At 65.5% G+C, this 17592-nt stretch carries 14 protein-coding genes and 1 pseudogene; 2 read left to right on the forward strand and 13 right to left on the reverse strand.

All coding sequences use genetic code 11. The features are described from left to right. The 7 genes and pseudogenes from CF70_RS18575 to CF70_RS18605 all read right to left on the reverse strand — a co-directional run. Positions 1–388, reverse strand: a pseudogene (locus CF70_RS18575) (PaaI family thioesterase); the annotation flags it as partial. An 89-nt stretch (positions 389–477) separates the two neighbouring features. After that, positions 478–1260, reverse strand: a complete 783-nt coding sequence (locus tag CF70_RS18580; RefSeq protein WP_035867716.1) for an SDR family oxidoreductase — start codon at positions 1258–1260, stop codon at positions 478–480. A 70-nt stretch (positions 1261–1330) separates the two neighbouring features. Continuing rightward, positions 1331–3181, reverse strand: a complete 1851-nt coding sequence (locus CF70_RS18585; protein ID WP_035867719.1) for an acyl-CoA dehydrogenase — start codon at positions 3179–3181, stop codon at positions 1331–1333. Between the two features lie 209 nt (positions 3182–3390). Further along, complete coding sequence (locus tag CF70_RS18590; RefSeq protein WP_035867791.1) at positions 3391–3819, reverse strand: PaaI family thioesterase; 429 nt, start codon at positions 3817–3819, stop codon at positions 3391–3393. A gap of 16 nt (positions 3820–3835) precedes the next feature. After that, on the reverse strand, positions 3836–5014 hold the full coding sequence (locus CF70_RS18595) for an acetyl-CoA C-acyltransferase (protein WP_035867721.1): 1179 nt from the start codon (positions 5012–5014) through the stop codon (positions 3836–3838). 128 nt (positions 5015–5142) lie between these two features. After that, a complete protein-coding gene (gene pncA / locus CF70_RS18600) occupies positions 5143–5778 on the reverse strand; it encodes a bifunctional nicotinamidase/pyrazinamidase (RefSeq protein ID WP_035867723.1) in 636 nt (211 codons plus the stop codon). 96 nt (positions 5779–5874) lie between these two features. Beyond that, positions 5875–7956, reverse strand: a complete 2082-nt coding sequence (locus CF70_RS18605; RefSeq protein WP_035867724.1) for a 3-hydroxyacyl-CoA dehydrogenase NAD-binding domain-containing protein — start codon at positions 7954–7956, stop codon at positions 5875–5877. A gap of 533 nt (positions 7957–8489) precedes the next feature. Between CF70_RS18605 and CF70_RS18610 the strand changes: the two genes are divergently transcribed. Next, positions 8490–10031, forward strand: coding sequence for an amino acid permease (locus tag CF70_RS18610; RefSeq protein WP_051648652.1), 1542 nt, complete (start codon positions 8490–8492; stop codon positions 10029–10031). 68 nt (positions 10032–10099) lie between these two features. On the opposite strand, the gene CF70_RS18615 is transcribed toward CF70_RS18610, so the two are convergent. Both CF70_RS18615 and CF70_RS18620 read right to left on the reverse strand, forming a co-directional pair. Then, positions 10100–11068, reverse strand: a complete 969-nt coding sequence (locus CF70_RS18615; RefSeq protein WP_035867726.1) for a threo-3-hydroxy-L-aspartate ammonia-lyase — start codon at positions 11066–11068, stop codon at positions 10100–10102. Positions 11069–11108: 40 nt separating this feature from the next. Beyond that, positions 11109–12026 (reverse strand): amino acid ABC transporter substrate-binding protein, encoded by a 918-nt coding sequence (locus CF70_RS18620; protein ID WP_035867729.1) that lies wholly within the window; start codon positions 12024–12026, stop codon positions 11109–11111. 237 nt (positions 12027–12263) lie between these two features. On the opposite strand from CF70_RS18620, the gene CF70_RS18625 reads away from it, so the two are divergent. Then, entirely contained in the window at positions 12264–13637 is a 1374-nt protein-coding gene (locus tag CF70_RS18625; protein ID WP_051648654.1) for an esterase-like activity of phytase family protein, read from the forward strand. 131 nt (positions 13638–13768) lie between these two features. On the opposite strand, the gene CF70_RS18630 is transcribed toward CF70_RS18625, so the two are convergent. The 4 genes from CF70_RS18630 to CF70_RS18645 are packed head-to-tail and all read right to left on the reverse strand — an operon-like array spanning position 13769 to position 17517. Beyond that, positions 13769–14482, reverse strand: a complete 714-nt coding sequence (locus CF70_RS18630; RefSeq protein WP_035867731.1) for an ABC transporter ATP-binding protein — start codon at positions 14480–14482, stop codon at positions 13769–13771. Continuing rightward, on the reverse strand, positions 14482–15255 hold the full coding sequence (locus CF70_RS18635) for an ABC transporter ATP-binding protein (RefSeq protein ID WP_035867733.1): 774 nt from the start codon (positions 15253–15255) through the stop codon (positions 14482–14484). The genes CF70_RS18630 and CF70_RS18635 overlap by 1 nt, the downstream gene beginning before the upstream one ends. Beyond that, a complete protein-coding gene (locus tag CF70_RS18640; protein ID WP_035867735.1) occupies positions 15252–16565 on the reverse strand; it encodes a branched-chain amino acid ABC transporter permease in 1314 nt (437 codons plus the stop codon). The genes CF70_RS18635 and CF70_RS18640 overlap by 4 nt, the downstream gene beginning before the upstream one ends. A gap of 4 nt (positions 16566–16569) precedes the next feature. After that, on the reverse strand, positions 16570–17517 hold the full coding sequence (locus CF70_RS18645) for a branched-chain amino acid ABC transporter permease (protein WP_035867737.1): 948 nt from the start codon (positions 17515–17517) through the stop codon (positions 16570–16572). Between the last annotated feature and the right edge of the window lie 75 nt (positions 17518–17592).

The raw sequence follows: 17592 nt of genomic DNA on the forward strand, positions 1-17592 counted from the left end.
GCCTGACAAACTTGAACGTGCCGGAACCGCGCGATACGGTCTTGCCATCGGCGTCGAGAATCTCGGCTTCGCAGAAGGCCATGGTGCTGGTACGGTGCACGCACTGGCCGCGCGCGACGAGCTTGCCGCGCCCGGGCGCCATGAAGGTAGTCTTCATCTCGATGGTGACCACGCCGCGCCCGTCGGGATCGGCGGCGCGGCCGGCAATCGCCATGGCCACGTCGAGCAGCGTCATCAGCACGCCGCCGTGCGCCATGTCCCAGCTATTCTGGTGGCGTGTTTCCAGCGCCAGTTCGATCTCGCTGCCTTCCTTGTCCATGCGGGTGCATTGCACGCCGAGATCGGCAAGGAAGGGAATCTTGAGGGGAAAACCGTTGGTTTGAGTCATGTTTGCGAAAGAGGCGAGGACGGTCCGGTTGACCGGCTGGCGCAGGTTGTGCCACGCAAGCCATATGCCAACCGCATTAGAGCATGGACTTAAACCGCGCTCACGCCGCCGTCCACCGCCAGCACCTGGCCGGTGATGTGCTTGCCGGCGGCGCTGGCGAACAGCAGCGCCGCGCCCTTCAGGTCTTCGTCGTCGCCCAGCCTGTGCAGCGGCACCGACGCGCACATGGCTTCCACGCCCAGGCGGTCCAGCGAACCCTGGGTCATCTTGGACGGGAAGAAGCCTGGCGCCAGCGCGTTCACCGTGATGTTGTGCTCGCCCCACTCCGCCGCCAGCGTGCGGGTGAAGTTCACCACCGCACCCTTGGAGGTGTTGTAGGCGATCGTTTCCATCGATCCCGGCGGGTTGCCTGCCAGCCCGGCGATGGAAGCCACGTTGATGATGCGGCCATAGCGGCGCGGGATCATCGACAGCTTGCCGATGCGCTGGGTCAGCAGGAACAGGCCGCGGATATTCAGGTTCATCACCTTGTCCCAGGCCTCCACCGGGTGGTCCTCGGCGGGCGCGCCCCAGGTGGCGCCGGCGTTGTTGACGAGGATGTCGACATGGCCCAGCCTGCCCAGCGCTTCGTCGGCCAGGCGCGCGATATCCGCGTCGCGGGCGCCGTCGGCGGCGATCCAGTCGGCTTCAATGCCAAGCGCCTTGAGGTGGGCCTGGGCCGCTTGCAGCTCATCGGCCTTGCGTGCCGACAGCACGATGCGCGCGCCCTGCTCGCCGAGCGCTTCGGCAATCTGCAGGCCAAGCCCGCGCGAGCCGCCGGTGATCAGCGCCGTCTTGCCCTTCAGGTCGAACAATTGCTGGATGGTATTCATGGGGTCTCCCGATATTGTGTTGCGCGCGCATCCTGGCGCGCGCCCTGTCATCTTGCGCAGCCGCCGGTGGTCAGAACCAGGCGTCCTGCATATCCAGCGTGGTGCGGTCCAGCGAGGCCAGCAGGTCGAGCTGCGGCCCCACCCTGGGCAGTTCCCAGCGGAAGAAATATGCCGCCGCCGCCAGCTTGCCGCGATAGAAGTCCTGGTCTTCCTGGCTCTTCGCCCCGGCCAGCGCGGCCTGCGCCACCAGCGCCTGTTCCAGCCACGTCCACGCCATCACCACGTGGCCGAAGGCTTCCAGGTAGACCGAGGCATTGGCCAGCGTCACCTTGGCGTCGCCCGCCGCCCACAGCGCCTGCGTGACTTCCGCCACGCGCTTGACGGCGGCGCCCAGCGCCTTCGCATGGCTGCCCAGCGCGGCATCGCTGCTGGCCAGGGCGCGGCCGATGGTGGCCTGGATTTCTTCGCCCAGCGCCGCAAACGCGGCACCGTCCTTCATCACCACCTTGCGGCCCAGCAGATCCAGGCCCTGGATGCCGTGCGTGCCTTCGTGGATGGGATTCAGGCGGTTGTCGCGGTAGAACTGCTCGACGTTGTATTCGCGGGTGTAGCCGTAGCCGCCATGCACCTGGATGGCCAGGCTGTTGGCCTCCAGGCACCACTGCGACGGCCAGCTCTTGGCGATGGGCGTCAGGATATCCAGCAACAGCGCCAGGCGTTCATGCTCCGCCCCCTCGGCGGCGCGCTCCTGGTCCACCAGTTGCGCGCAATACAGATTGAGCGCCAGCCCGCCTTCCACATAGCTCTTTTGCGCCAGCAGCATGCGGCGGATATCCGCGTGCTCGACCAGCCGCACCTGCGGGCTGGCCGGATCCTTGCCCCCCGGGCCGATCGGGCGGCCTTGCGGGCGGTTGCGCGCGTAGTCCACCGAGTGCAGGTAGCCTGTATAGCCCAGCATCACCGCGCCCAGGCCCACGCCGATGCGCGCCTCGTTCATCATATGGAACATGCAGGCCAGGCCCTTGTGCGCTTCGCCCACCAGGTAGCCGATCGCGCCGGACTTGCCGCCGGGCTTGTACTTCATGCCTTCGCCGAAGTTCAGCAGGCAGTTGGTGGTGCCGCGATAGCCCATCTTGTGGTTCAGGCCGGCCAGCACCACGTCGTTGTGCTCGCCCAGGCTGCCGTCGGCATTGACCAGGTACTTCGGCACGATAAACAGCGAGATGCCTTTCACGCCCGGAATCAGCTTGCCGTCCGGGCCGGGGATCTTGGCCAGCACCAGGTGCACGATATTGTCGGACAGTTCGTGCTCGCCGGCCGAGATCCACATCTTGTTGCCGCGCAGGCGGTACTGCTGGCCGAGCGGCGATTCGCCTTCGTAGTCGGCGCGCGTGGTGATGTCCGACAGCGACGAGCCCGCCTGCGGCTCGGACAGGCACATGGTGCCGAAGAAGCGGCCTTCCATCTCCGGCTTGACGAAGGTCTCCACCTGCGCCGGCGTGCCGTGCGCGAGCAGCAGGTTGGCATTGCCGATGGTCAGGAAGGGATAGGAACTGGTGCCGACGTTGGCGCCCTTGAAATAGGCAAAGCCAGCCTTCTCCACCACCACCGGCAACTGCATGCCGCCGATCTCGTAGTCCTGCCCGGCGGCCATCAGGCCGGCCTCGCAGAAGGCCTTCAGCGCGGTCTTGACCTCGGGAATGATGGCGACGGTCTCGCCGTCGAAATGCGGCTCTTGCTGATCGTTCTTCTTGTTGTGCGGCGCAAACAGGTCGGTGGCGATCTTCTCGCAGGTATCGAGCGCGGCGTCGAAGGTCTCGCGGGAATGGTCGGCGTAACGCGGAATGCGGGTCAGCCCCTCGACCTTGAGCCACTCGTACAGCACGAAGTTCAGGTCACGGCGGGAAAGGATCAGCGACATGGCAGGAAACGGCTCCCAGACTGAAAGGGAAAATCAAAGATGCGCGACCCGGCGTTGGCGCCAGTGGCGGCCTCGCGGCATGGATCGTCGCTGTCTCCACAACGGCACGCTGCATGGCGCACCGCAAATTCTGTTAATTCTGCTAATTCTGTAAATGGCGCGGGGAAAGAAAAAGGCGCTCGCGCGCCCTTCCCTCCGTTGCCGTACTGCTAGCTGCCTTCGCCCATGCGGGCGATGGTGCCCTGCGCTACCGCGCAGAGCTTTTCCTCGCCATCCTTGAGCACGAATACATCGCACCGTACCACCGCCTGCTGGCGGCCCCGGCTGAGGCATTCGGCGCGGGCAATCAGCATTTCGCCGATCGCCGGACGCAGGTAGTTGATCTTGTACTCCGAAGTCACCACCGGCGCGGCCATGGCCGCGCCGCCCGCATAGGTGAGCGCGTTGTCGGCCATATAGCTGACCACGCCCCCGTGCAGGAAGCCGTACTGTTGCTGCAGGTCCGGCCGGATGGCCAGGCGCAGTTCGGCACGGCCAGGCGAGAGCGCGGCCAGCTCCGTGCCGACCAGCACCGAGAAGGGCTGGCTGGCCAGCACCTCCCGGCCATGCGCCAGCAGGGCATCCGCTTGCTCGCTCACGGTCTCGCCCTGGCGCTCAGAGGACTTCGAACAGGCCGGCAGCACCCTGGCCGCCGCCGATGCACATGGTCACCACCACGTACTTGACGCCGCGGCGCTTGCCTTCGATCAGCGCATGGCCGACCAGGCGGGCGCCGGACACGCCGTAGGGGTGGCCCACCGCGATGGCGCCGCCGTTGACGTTGAGGCGGTCCATCGGGATGCCCAGCGTGTCGGCGCAGTACAGCACCTGCACGGCAAAGGCTTCATTGAGTTCCCACAGGCCGATATCGGCCACGGTCAGGCCGGCCTTCTTCAGCAGCTTCGGTACCGCGAACACGGGGCCGATGCCCATTTCGTCAGGCTCGCAACCAGCCACGGCGAAGCCGCGGAAGGCGCCCAGCGGCTGCAGGCCCTTGGCCTCGGCCACCTTGGCGTCCATCACCACGACTGCCGAAGCGCCGTCGGAGAATTGCGATGCGTTACCGGCCGAAACCACGCCGCCGGGCATGGCGGTGCGGATCTTGGACACGGCTTCCAGCGTGGTGTCGCCGCGAATGCCTTCGTCGGCCGAGACCGTGACTTCCTTGGTCATCAACTGGCCGGTGGCCTTGTCGGCCACGCCTGCGAGCACCGTGATCGGCACGATTTCGTCGTTGAACTTGCCGGCTTCCAGGGCGGCGAAGGCGCGCTGCTGGCTGCGCACGCCGTACTCGTCCTGGCGCTCGCGCGAGATGTTGTAGCGCTTGGCCACGTTCTCGGCGGTTTGCAGCATGTTCCAGTAGATTTCCGGCTTGTTCCTGGTCAGCCAGCTTTCCTGGATCATGTGGCGGTTCATTTCCTGCTGCACGCAGGAGATGCTTTCCACGCCGCCGGCCACGAAGATGTCGCCCTCATCGGCGATCACGCGCTGCGCGGCCATGGCGATGGTCTGCAGGCCGGACGAGCAGAAGCGGTTGACGGTGGCGCCGGGCACGGTGACCGGGCAGCCTGCGCGCAGCGCGATCTGGCGCGCGATGTTGGCGCCGGTGGCGCCTTCCGGGTTGGCACAGCCCATCAGCACGTCTTCCACTTCAGCGGCGTCGATCTTGGCGCGGGCGATGGCGTGCTGGACCGCATGGCCGCCCAGGGTGGCGCCGTGGGTCATATTGAAACCGCCCTTCCAGCTCTTGGCCAGGCCGGTCCGTGCGGTGGAAACGATGACTGCCTCTTTCATGTCTTGCTCCTCGGTATCTCTGGTATCTGGTGACCTGCGGCGTGCGTTCACGTCCGGCAGTGTCTTGCAATATGTCGTTGGCTGGGTTCAGCCGGGTTAGCTTGGGTTGGCTTGGCGATTCTTCCGTTTCAGGACAGCAGGCCGGCCGACTGCAGGCGCTGCACGCCCGCGGCTTGCAGGTCTTGCCACGCACGGGCCAGCGATCCGCCGAGGTCGATGGCGCGGCAGGCGTCCTCGACCACGATGGCCTCGAACCCCGCCGCGCGGGCATCGAGCGCGCTCCAGGCAACGCAGTAATCCGTCGCCAGTCCCACGCAAAACACCCTGCGCACGCCACGCTCGCGCAAGTAGCCCGCAAGCCCGGTCGGGGTGGTGCGATCGGCCTCCATGAAGGCCGAATAGCTGTCCACCTCGCGATGATGACCCTTGCGGATCACCATCTGCGCATGCGGCACATCCAGCCCCGCATGCAGCGCCGCGCCACGGGTGCCCTGCACGCAGTGCGTCGGCCACAGGACTTGCTGGCCATAGGGCAATGCCACGGTCTGGAACGGCTGCGTGCCGGCATGGTTGGCGGCAAACGAAACGTGGCCGGCGGGATGCCAGTCCTGCGTCAGCACCACATGCGCAAACGCCGCCGCGAGGCGGTTGATCACGGGCACGACTTCATCGCCATGCGCCACGGCAAGCGCGCCGCCGGGCATGAAATCGTTCTGCACGTCGATGACCAGCAGGCAATCTTCCGGGCCGTATTGCTTGGCCATGCCGCTACTCCCCGCTTTGTGACCGGTTTGCGATCTGTGGTGGAAACCCTGCGCGGCCAGCCTGGTCGCGCAGGATCGAATCGCCGCTGGCTATGCTTAGCCGTTGAAGCCCTTGCCCTCGGCGGCCAGCTTCTCCAGCAGCGCTGCCGGCTTCCAGGCTTCGCCGTGGTAGCCCTTGGCATAGCGCGCCATCGACTGCGCCACGTTGAACAGGCCAACCTGGTCCGCGTACAGCATCGGGCCACCGCGGAACAGCGGGAAGCCATAGCCGGTCAGGTAGACCATGTCGATATCCGAGGCCTTGGAGGCAATGCCTTCTTCCAGGATCTTGGCGCCTTCGTTGACCAGCGCGAACACCAGGCGCTCGACGATTTCCTCATCGGAAATCTTGCGACGGGTGATGCCCAGGTCCTTCGAGTGCTGCACGATCATGTCGTTGACCTGCTGGTTCGGGTACGGCTTGCGGTCGCCCGCCTTGTAGTCGTACCAGCCCGCGCCGGTCTTCTGGCCATAGCGGCCCTGTTCGCACAGCAGGTCGGCGGTCTTCGAGTACTGGATGTCCGGCTTGTCCACGGCGCGGCGCTTGCGGATGGCCCAGCCGATGTCGTTGCCGGCCAGGTCGCCCATGCGGAACGGGCCCATGGCAAAGCCGAACTTCTCGATGGCCTTGTCCACTTGCTCCGGCAGCGCGCCTTCGTCCAGCAGATAGCCGGCCTGGCGGCTGTACTGCTCGATCATGCGGTTGCCGATGAAGCCGTCGCACACGCCCGACACCACGGCCGTCTTCTTGATCTTCTTGGCGACCTGCATGACGGTTGCCAGCACGTCCTTGCCGGTCTTTTCGCCGCGCACCACTTCCAGCAGCTTCATCACGTTGGCCGGGCTGAAGAAGTGCATGCCGACCACGTCTTGCGGACGCTTGGTGAAGGAAGCGATCTTGTTGACGTCCAGCGTGGAGGTGTTGGAAGCCAGGATCGCGCCCTGCTTCATCACTTCATCCAGCTTCTTGAAGACGATTTCCTTGACGCCCATTTCCTCGAACACGGCTTCGATGACCATGTCCGCGTCCTTGATCTCGTCATAGGACAGCGTGGTGGTCAGCAGGCCCATGCGCTGCTCGACCTTCTCCTGCGTGAGCTTGCCCTTCTTGGCGCTGTTTTCGTAGTTCTTGCGGATGGTGGCCACGCCACGGTCCAGCGCTTCCTGCTTGGTCTCCAGCATGATCACCGGGATGCCGGCGTTCAGGAAGTTCATGGTGATGCCACCGCCCATGGTGCCCGCGCCGATCACAGCGATCTTCTCGAGCTTGCGGGTGGCGGTGCCTTCCGGCACGTCGGGGATCTTGCTGGCGGCACGCTCGCCAAAGAAAGCGTGGCGCAGCGCGCGCGATTCCGGCGTGGTGATCAGGTACATGAAGCCTTCGCGCTCGTCCTTCAGGCCGGCATCGAACGGCTTGAGCGAGGCTGCCACGGCGTCCACGCACTTCAGCGGCGCGGGGAAGTTCTTGGCGACGGCCGCAACGGTGTTGCGGGCAAAGGCGATGAAGCCTTCCGCGTTCTCGTGCTTGACCTTCAGGTCGCGCACCTTGGGGTACGGGCCGGGGTTGGCCGCCGCCGTCCTGGCGAAGGCCACGGCCGCGGGCAGCACGTCGCCGTCGACGATCTCGTCGAACAGCTTGGTACCGGCAAACTTCTCGCTGGGGATGGCGTTGCCCGAGACAATCATGTTCAGGGCGGCTTCCAGGCCGATCACGCGCGGCAGGCGCTGCGTGCCGCCGGCGCCGGGCAGCAGGCCCAGCTTCACTTCCGGCAGGGCGATCTGCGCGCCCTTCGAAGCCACACGGTAGTTACAACCCAGCGCCAGTTCCAGGCCGCCGCCCATGGCCACGGAATGGATCGCCGCCACGACCGGCTTGGCCGAGCCTTCCACCACCTTGATCACCGAATGCAGCGTCGGCTCCTGGGTGGCCTTGGGCGTATTGAATTCACGGATGTCCGCGCCGCCGGAGAAAGCCTTGCCGGCGCCGGTAATGACGATGGCCTTGACGGCCGCATCGTCCAGCGCACGGGTCATGCCTTCGACGATGCCGAGCCGGGTGCTGAGACCCAGGCCGTTCACGGGGGGATTGTCGAGCGTGATGACGGCTACGCCGTCCTGAACCTGATACTGCGCTGTCATGCTGGTTCCTTTGGTAACTGGATGTTGTCTCGGGATTCGAATTCTCGAATTATGTTGTTCTGCGCGCCGTGGAGAGCGCCGGCGCGGCCAACGCCGCCGTGTTCCGCCCGACCACCGCCCGGCTGCCGGGGAACGCATGCCAGCGCCCCTTTGCCGGTGCCCGCCCCTAGTGCCGCCGGTGCAAGCGGGACAAGCATACACAAAATAGCACGGTCGTTCAATTTCATTTTGGGGCCCGTCCGGTGCCGCCATGCGCCCGGTTCATGGGCGAGCTCACCGGCGTGCATTCAAGCTGGGAAAGGCCCCCGGAAAGCTAGGGTAAATCCCGACCGTCATGCCCCATGCAGCACATTCCCCTGATCCTGAGGAATGCCTCTAGTCACAGTAGGCGACTTTCCTGACATAAACCGCCATAACCCTCGGATTTACCCGGATAACCCGGTAAACTCGCGCCCTTTGCCCGCTCGGGCGCCCCACGAGGCGTCGCCCGTGCCGAAGCCGCGGCCCCGCCCGCCGAAGTTCCAGTGACCCTGATGTCTTCCCATCCTCATCCCCACCAGCACCCCGTCGTCGAGCACGACGATCTGCAGCGCAAACTCAAAGCCCGCCACCTGACCATGATCGCCATCGGCGGCGCGGTCGGCACCGGGCTGTTCGTGGCCTCCGGCGCGTCGATCTCCCAGGCGGGACCCGGCGGCGCGCTGCTGATGTATTGCCTGATCGGCCTGATGGTGTATTGCCTGATGACCAGCCTGGGCGAACTCGCCGTGCATATGCCGGTGGCCGGCTCCTTTGTCACCTACAGTGCACTCTATGTGGAGGAAGGCTTCGGCTTCGCCCTCGGCTGGAGCTACTGGTTCAGCCTGGCCGTGACCATTGCCGTGGAACTCGCTGCGGCGCAACTGGTGATGCAGTACTGGTTCCCGCATGTCTCCGGCGTGGTCTGGAGCGCGGGCTTCCTGCTGCTGATGTTCGGCCTGAACGCGTTCTCGGTACGCGGCTTCGGCGAGGCCGAATACTGGTTCGCGCTGATCAAGGTGGCCACGATCCTGATCTTCCTGGCGGCCGGGCTGATGATGATCTTCGGCATCATGCAGGGCGGTCCACAGTCCGGCTGGCAGAACTTCACGCTTGGCGATGCGCCGTTCGTCGGCGGCATCCCCGCCATGTTCGGCGTGGCCATGATCGCAGGGTTCTCCTTCCAGGGCACGGAAACCGTCGGCGTCGCCGCCGGCGAAGCCGCTGACCCGGCTCGCACCATCCCGCGCGCCATCCGCCAGACCTTCTGGCGCATCCTGCTGTTCTACGTGCTGGCGATCCTTATCATCGGCGTGCTGATCCCCTACACCGACCCCAGCCTGCTGCGCAACGACGTCACCGACATCGGCGTCAGCCCCTTCGCGCTGGTGTTCCGCCACGCCGGCCTGGCCTTCGCCGCCGGGCTGATGAACGCCGTGGTGCTGACCGCGCTGCTCTCCGCCGGCACCTCCAGCATGTACGCCTCCACGCGGATCCTGTACGGCCTGGCGGTCAGCGGCCGCGCGCCACGGGCGCTCGCCCGGCTCTCGGCCAGCGGCGTGCCCTACAACGCCCTGTTCGCCACCACCGCCATCGGCGCCCTGTGCTTCCTCAGCTCGCTGTTTGGCGACAAGGCGGTGTACCTGTGGCTGCTCAACACGTCCGGCATGACCGGCTTTATTGCCTGGCTCGGCATCGCCGTCAGCCACTACCGCTTCCGCCGCGGGCTGGTGCACCAGGGCTTCAAGGCCTCCGACCTGGCCTACCGCTCGCCGCTCTATCCCTTCGGCCCGATCTTTGCCATCGTGCTGTGCGTGGTAATCGTGCTGGGCCAGAACTACCAGGCCTTCACCGACGTGCGCGGGCGCTGGATGGAGATTGTCGGCACCTATATTGGCGTGCCGCTGTTCCTGTTGCTCTGGCTCGGCTACCGGCTGGTACGGAAAACCCGGCTGATCGACTATGAAGACATGCCGTTCAACTGCAAGCCGGCGGCCGACCAGGCCACGGTTACGGCCACGGCCTCGCCGTTCGCGCAAGAAGCGCCAGCCCGCTGACGCAATAGCCACGCACCCCGGGCGTGCCCGGGGACCGGCCAGGCCTCCGGTCGTCCGGCGCGCCCCCTTCAACGTGCCGAGAGCCATTCCGCATAGCGCGGCAGATCGACATTGCCGCCGCTGATCACGATGCCGACACGCCTGCCCTGCACCGGCAATCCCGCGTAACGCGCCGCCGCAAGGCCAAGGCAGCCGGTCGGCTCGACCACCAGCTTCATGGCCTGCGCGAACCTGCGCATGCATTCGATCAGCGCAAGGTCCGGCACGGCGACGATGTCGGTCACGCCGCGCCGGATCAGGGCGAACGTCAGCGCGCCGAGATGCTGCGCGCGCGCCCCGTCGGCGATCGTATCGGGCGGATCGATATGCACGATGGCACCGCGCCGAAGTGACTGCTGCCCGTGGTTGCCGGTCTCGGGCTCGACGCCGTACAGCCGGCAGCCGGGCGAGAGCCGTTCCGTCACGAGCGCGGCACCGGCGAGCAGGCCGCCCCCGCCCTGGCAAACCAGCAACGCATCGAGCGGTCCGGTTTCCTCGAGCAATTCACGCGTGACCGTGCCTTGTCCGGCGATGACATCGGCATGGTCGTATGGCGGGACCAGGGTCAGGCCGCGCGCTTCCGACAGACGCAGTGTGATGGCTTCGCGGTCGTCCAGCTGGCGGTCGTACAAGACCACCTGCGCGCCGCAGGCGCGGGTCGCCTCCACCTTGGACGCCGCCGCATCGCGCGGCATCACCACCGTCACCGGAATGCCAAGCACCTGCCCGGCGAGCGCGATGCCTTGCGCGTGGTTGCCGCCGGAGAACGCAATTGCGCCACGGCGGCGCTGCCCGGCATCGAAACGCGCCAGGGCATTGAATGCGCCACGAAACTTGAAGGCGCCGGTACGCTGCAGGTTCTCGCACTTGAAGAACAGTTCGGCACCCACCCAGGCATCCATCGCGGGCGAGCGCAGCACCGGCGTGCGCCATGCGTGCCCGGCCAGCCGGCTCGCGGCGGCCACCACATCGTCGTAGGTCGGCGGCACTTCGCTCATCGGCCGGCTCCCCGCATCGCAGCTGGACAGGACACCGGCCTCACTCCGCTGCCTGATCGGTGGGCTGCTTCCACGCGGCCAGCACTTCGGGAGACGGCGTCAGGGCTAGGTTGATGCCGCGTGCGCCGATGGGCTGCTGGAACCAGCGCTTCTGCAATGCGACCACCTCGGGGCCGGCGAATACCGATGTCAGCGTCTGGTCGACCAGTTGCTTCCACTCGGGATCGGATTTCGGCAGCATCAGCGCATTACGCTCGATCGACAGCGCCGGTCCGGCAACGGCGTACTGAGACGGGGCCTTCGAATTCGCGCGCAGGCCGTACAGCACCACATCATCCAGCACGAATGCCTGGGCGCGGCCGGTCTCCAGTAACAGGAAGGACTCGTTATGATCCTTCGCATACACGTCGTTGAATGCGTACTGGGGCTTGAGCCTGCGCACGTGGCGGTCGCCGGTGGAGCCCGCGCTGGTGACGACCACCTTGCCACGCAGGTCGTTGAGGGACTGAATGCCCGAATCGGAGCGTACCAGCATGCGTACCACCGACACATAGTGGGCTACGCTGAAGGCCACCTGCTTCTGGCGCTCGACCGTATTGGTATTGGGCGCGCAGTCGACGGTCACCAGGCCGTTCAGCACCGCGGGCACGCGGCTCTGCGCCGTCAGCGGCAGCCAGCGCACCTTCAGGTCCTTCAAGCCCAGCTTCTCGCGCGCGGCCTCGGCCACGCGCAGGCACAGGTCCACGGCGTAGCCCGAAGGCTGCCCCTTGATGTCGGAGAAAGAGAACGGCAGCGCGCCCTCGCGATAGCCCATCGTGATCGTGCCGGATTCCCGGATCTGCTCCAGGATCGGGCTATGGGCATGCGCGGCCTGGGCGGCCGTGAACGTGGCGAGGGCGAGCAGCACGGCGAAGGCGCGTGTTGTCAATGCGGAAGTCAATGTGGAAGGAGAGGACATGGCGGGCGTTCAGGAAAAGCGCGTAGCGTATTGCGCACAACGCTCCGGCCAAACAATATCTTTCTTATAAGTGCATTCCCGCCCGTCTCATAAGCTAATCGCTTTAACGATTAAGCCGGCAAGTAGCCGCGCGCCTGCTCCTGCTTGGCACCTGTCATGCTCCCGTCACGCTCCTTTCATGCCGCCGTCACGCTGACCATGCATCGTAGCGATCTTTCGACTCTATTGTTCACCTACATGCGCATGCTTCCGTCCGCGACCGTCACTGCCGTAATCACCATCACTGCTGCCGCGTGGGCCCTGCCCGCCGTGGCACAGACGGCCGCCGCGCCCGCCTACCCCGCCACCCTGGCCGGCCATGCCATCCTGCCGGCCGAGAGCTTCATTGCCGCGCCCAAGGATGCGCCGCAGGACCTGCAGGCAAGCGGCAAATTCACCACCGGCGCGCGCGTGGAAAAGCTGGGCAGCGTGGAAGGCCAGTCGAACAACCGGCCCACGGGTGTCTCCGTGCCCTTCAGGGGCCAGCCGCTGCAAGGGCATTCCGGCATCAAGCACATGGCTGACGGCAGCTTCTGGGTGCTGACCGACAATGGCGCCGGCAGCAAGGCCAACTCGCCCGACTTCATGCTCTACCTGAATCACTACAAGGTGGACTTCAAGAGCGGCAAGCTTCAGCGCCTCGGCACCGTGTTCCTCCACGATCCGGACAAGAAGGTACCCTTCCGCATCGTCCACGAAGGGACCAAGCAGCGCTACCTGACGGGATCGGACTTCGACACCGAGAGTTTCCAGTTCGCCGGCGGCGCGCTGTGGATCGGCGACGAATTCGGCCCCTTCCTGATCAAGGCCGACCTGCAAGGCAAGGTGCTGGCCGTGTACGACACGCTGGTCGACGGCAAGCCCGTGCGCTCCCCCGACCACCCTGCCGTAACCACGCCCGGCGTGCCGGGTGGCGCGGTGGATTTCCAGATCAAGCGCTCCAAGGGCTTCGAAGGCATGGCCTCGTCGCCCGACGGCAGCAAGCTCTATGCGCTGCTTGAAGGCCCGGTCTGGAACGCCCAGGCCAAGGACTTCGAACGCACCGACGGCAAGGAAACCCTGCGCGTGCTGGAGTTCGACACCCAGGCCGGCAAATGGACGGGCCGCTCGTGGAAGTACCCGCTGGAAGCCAACGGCAACGCCATCGGCGATTTCAACATGATCGACGCCACCACGGGCCTGATCATCGAACGTGACAACGGCGAAGGCACGGCCGACAAGGCCTGCCCGGAAGGCCAGAAGCGCAGCGACTGCTTCTCCGACATCGCCAGGTTCAAGCGCATCTACAAGGTTGAGCTGACCGATGCCAACGCCGGCGGCGCGGTGCGCAAGATCGGCTATATCGACCTGCTCAATATCGCCGACCCCGACAAGCTGGCCCGCAAGCCGCTCAACGACGGCGTGCTCAAGTTCCCGTTCTTCACGATCGAGAACGTAGACGTGGTGGACCCCACCCATATCGTGGTTGGCAACGACAATAACCTGCCGTTTTCCAGCAGCCGCGAGCCTGACAAGGCGGACGACAATGAGCTGGTGCTGCTGGAGGTGGGGGAGTTTCTGAAGGCCAAATAAGCGTCGGCGAGGTGGCGCCGTTGCTTCCAGCCGATGGCGAAGCGAACGATCGCCAAATGGTAAAACAGCCAGCGCATGCTGGCTGTTTTACCAATGTCCGGCGTGATATCGCACACCGGGCACCAACCGCCCTACACCTCCAGCCATTCCTTGCGAATGGCCGCATTCGCCTTGAGATCCTGCGGCGAGCCTTCGAACACGATGTGCCCGTGCCCCATCACGTAGACCCGCTGGGAAATATCCAGCGCGATGGCCAGCTTCTGCTCGATCAGCAGCACCGACACGCCACGCTCCTTCAGCACCTTCAGGTAGTCGCCCACCAGCGTGACGATCATCGGGGCCAGCCCTTCGGTGGGCTCGTCGATCAGCACCAGGTCGGGGTCGCCCATCAGCGTGCGGCAAAGCGTGAGCATCTGCTGCTCGCCGCCGGAGAGCACGCCGGCGGCCGTGTTCTCTCGTTCCTTCAGGCGCGGGAACATGTTGTACATGTCCTGCACCGTCCAGCGGGGCCTGGACTGGCGCGGATTGCGCTTTTCGCCCAGCAGCAGGTTCTGGCGCACCGTCAGCGTGGGGAAGATATCGCGGTTTTCCGGCACATAGCCGATGCCGAGGTGGGCGATCTCGAAAGTGCGTCGCCCAAGGATCTCCTCGTCGCGAAAGCGCACCGAACCCTCCGCCTTGACCATGCCGAGGATGGCCTTGGCCATGGTCGAGCGTCCCACCCCGTTGCGGCCCAGCAGCGCGACGATTTCGCCTTCGTCGATATGCGCATCGACCCCGTGGAGGATATGGCTCTTGCCGTAGTAGGCGTGCAGTCCCTGCACGTCCAGCATGCGCTTGCCCATCAGTGCGCTCCTTCGGTGGCGGGTTCGTCGAGGGTGGTACCCAGGTAGGCTTCCTTGACCTTGCGGTTGGCGCGGATGGCCTCGGGGGTGTCGGTGGCGATGACTTCGCCGTAGACCAGCACGGAGATGCGGTCGGCCAGGCCAAACACCACGCTCATATCGTGCTCCACCATCACCAGCGTCTTGCCCACGGTGACACGGCGGATCAGCTCCACCGCGTGGTCGGACTCCGAACGGCTCATGCCGGCGGTGGGTTCGTCCAGCAGGATCACTTCGGCGCCGCCGGCAATGGTGATGCCGATCTCCAGCGCGCGCTGCTCGGCATAGGTGAGCAGGCTGGCCTGGGTATTGCGGCGGTGATGCAGGCCGATCAGCTCCAGCACTTCCTCGGCGCGCTCGCGCGCATCGCGCAACTCCGACAGGCGATGCCAGAACGAGTACTTGTAGCCCAGCGACCAGAGCACCGCGCAGCGCAGGTTCTCGAACACCGACAGCCGGTGAAAGATATTGGTGATCTGGAAGCTGCGCGACAGCCCCATGCGATTGATCACGAAGGGTTGCAGCCCGCCGATCTCCTGCCCATTGAGCCTGACCGTGCCCGAACTGGGCGCGAAACGGCCGGAGATCAGGTTGAAAGTGGTCGACTTGCCGGCTCCATTGGGGCCGATCAACGCATGGCGCTCCCCCTTGGGGATGGTCAGGTTGACGCCCCGGATGATTTCGGTCTGGCCGAACTTCTTGCGCACATCGTTCAATTCCAGCGCGGCGCTCATGCCGTACCTCCCGTCATTTCGGCTTGTACCTTGTCCCAGGTGGCGCGCACCCGCGTCCGCGCGGCGCGGCAGGCCAGCAGGCCGGCCACCCACAATGCGGCCGCCACCAGCCACGGCGTGACGGTGCCGGCGTCGAATCCGATACGGAACAGCGACATCGTGGTGCCATTGGCGCTATCCACCTGCACTTTGTAGATCAGCTCCACGGTAAGGATCACCGCGGCCAGCAGCACCAGCCCGGCAGCCGCGGCGCGGCCATAGTCCGGCAGCATGCGGCGCAGCTTGCCGCGTGCGAGCAGCGGGACCTGCATCATCAGCAGGCTGGCGATACCGCCCGGCACGAACATGACCATCAGCACGAAGAACAGGCCCAGGTACAGCAGCCAGGCCTTGGTCAGGTCCGACAGCGCCACCGCGAACAGGATGAACACCACGGCGCCGATCACCGGCCCGAAGAACACGCCCGCGCCGCCGATGAAGGCGGCCAGCAGCACCCCGCCCGAGCGTACCGCGCTGACGTTTTCCGCCGACACGATCTCGAAGTTGATGGCCGACAGCGCGCCCGAAATACCGGCGAAGAAGGCAGACAGGATCAGCACCAGGTAGCGCACGCGCTGGGTGTTATAGCCGATGAACTCGACCCGCTCCGGGTTGTCGCGCACCGCGTTGGCGATGCGGCCGAGCGGCGTCTGCGTCCAGGCGTACATCGCCACCATCGACAGCAGGCACCACACCGCGATCAGGTAGTACACCTGCCGTCCCGGCCCGTAGGTGATGCCGAACACCGGATCGCCCACCATGCGGTTGGTGGAAATGCCGCCTTCGCCGCCGAAGAAATCGGGGAACATCAGCGAACTGGCGAACACCATCTCGCCGATGCCCATGGTGATCATGGCGAAGGTGGTGCCGGATTTCTTGGTGGTGACGTAGCCAAACAGCACGCCGAAGAAGGCGCCGGCCAGGCCGCCCACCACCGGCAGCAGCGACACCGGCAGCCACACCTTGCCCGCGCCCACCATGTTGAGCACATGGATGGCGATAAACGCGCCCAGGCCCGCATAGACCGCATGGCCGAACGACAGCATGCCGGTCTGCCCGAGCAGCATGTTGTAGGACAGCGCGAAAATAATCATGATGCCCATCTGCGACATCAGCGTGATGGCGAAGCCGCCGGAGAAGAACAGCGGCATCACCAGCATCAGGAACGCAGTCAGGCCCCAGATGATCCAGCGCGCCAGGTTCAGCGGGCGGTAGCGCATGGTGCGGCCGGTCACGACCGCCTCGCGGCGTTGTTGCATTGTCGTCTCCATGCTGTCAGCCCTCCCTGGTACCCATCAAACCACGCGGGCGGAAAATCAGCATCACCACCAGCAACAAATACGGCAGGACCGGGGCCACCTGCGCCACCGTGAGCTTCCATAGCGAGGACAGCGGCGTGCTGTCGGTAATCTGCAGGCCGATCGAGCCCAGCAAGCCTGCCAGCGAGGCATCGAGCGTGACGGCGAAGGTTTGCAGCACGCCGATCAGCAGCGAGGCAATGAACGCCCCCACCAGTGACCCCATGCCGCCCACCACCGCCACCACGAAGACGATCGACCCCACAGCCGCCGCCATCGACGGCTCGGTAATGAAGGCATTGCCCCCGATCACGCCTGCCAGCCCCGCCAGCGCGGCGCCGCCGCCAAACACCATCATGAACACACGCGGTACATTGTGGCCAAGCGCCTCGACCATCTCGGGATGGGTCAGCGCGGCCTGGATCACCAGCCCGATGCGGGTGCGGGTGAGCACCAGGTAGATCGCCACCAGCATGGCCAGCGACACCAGCATCATGAAGGCGCGGTATTTGGGGAAGGAGGAGGTGAATACGGTAAACAGCGGGCCATCCAGTTCGGCCGGAATGCGGTAAGGCACGGCGGCAAGGCCCCATACCAGCTTGACCCCTTCCTCGATCAGGTAGGCCAGGCCGAAGGTGAACAGCAACTCGGCCACGTGTCCGTATTTGTGCACGGCACGCAGCCCGAAACGCTCCACCAGCGCCCCGGCGCCGGCCACCAGCAGCGGCGCGAAGATCAGCGCGGGCCAGAAGCCGATCTTGCTGGCGATGGTGTAGGCGAAATAGGCGCCCAGCATGTAGAAGCTGGCGTGCGCGAAGTTCAGCACGCCCATCATGCTGAAGATCAGCGTGAGCCCGGAAGAGAGCATGAACAGCAGCAGCCCGTAGCTGACGCCGTTCAATAGAGAAATGACGAAGAATTCCACAACATATCCTTCAATCTGGCACCGGTCAGCCTGCTGGCTGCCGCTGGCCGGTCTGGAAACGGATGCGCGCGGGCG

The sequence above is a fragment of the Cupriavidus sp. SK-3 genome, assembly GCF_000611145.1.
Taxonomy (GTDB): Bacteria; Pseudomonadota; Gammaproteobacteria; order Burkholderiales; family Burkholderiaceae; genus Cupriavidus.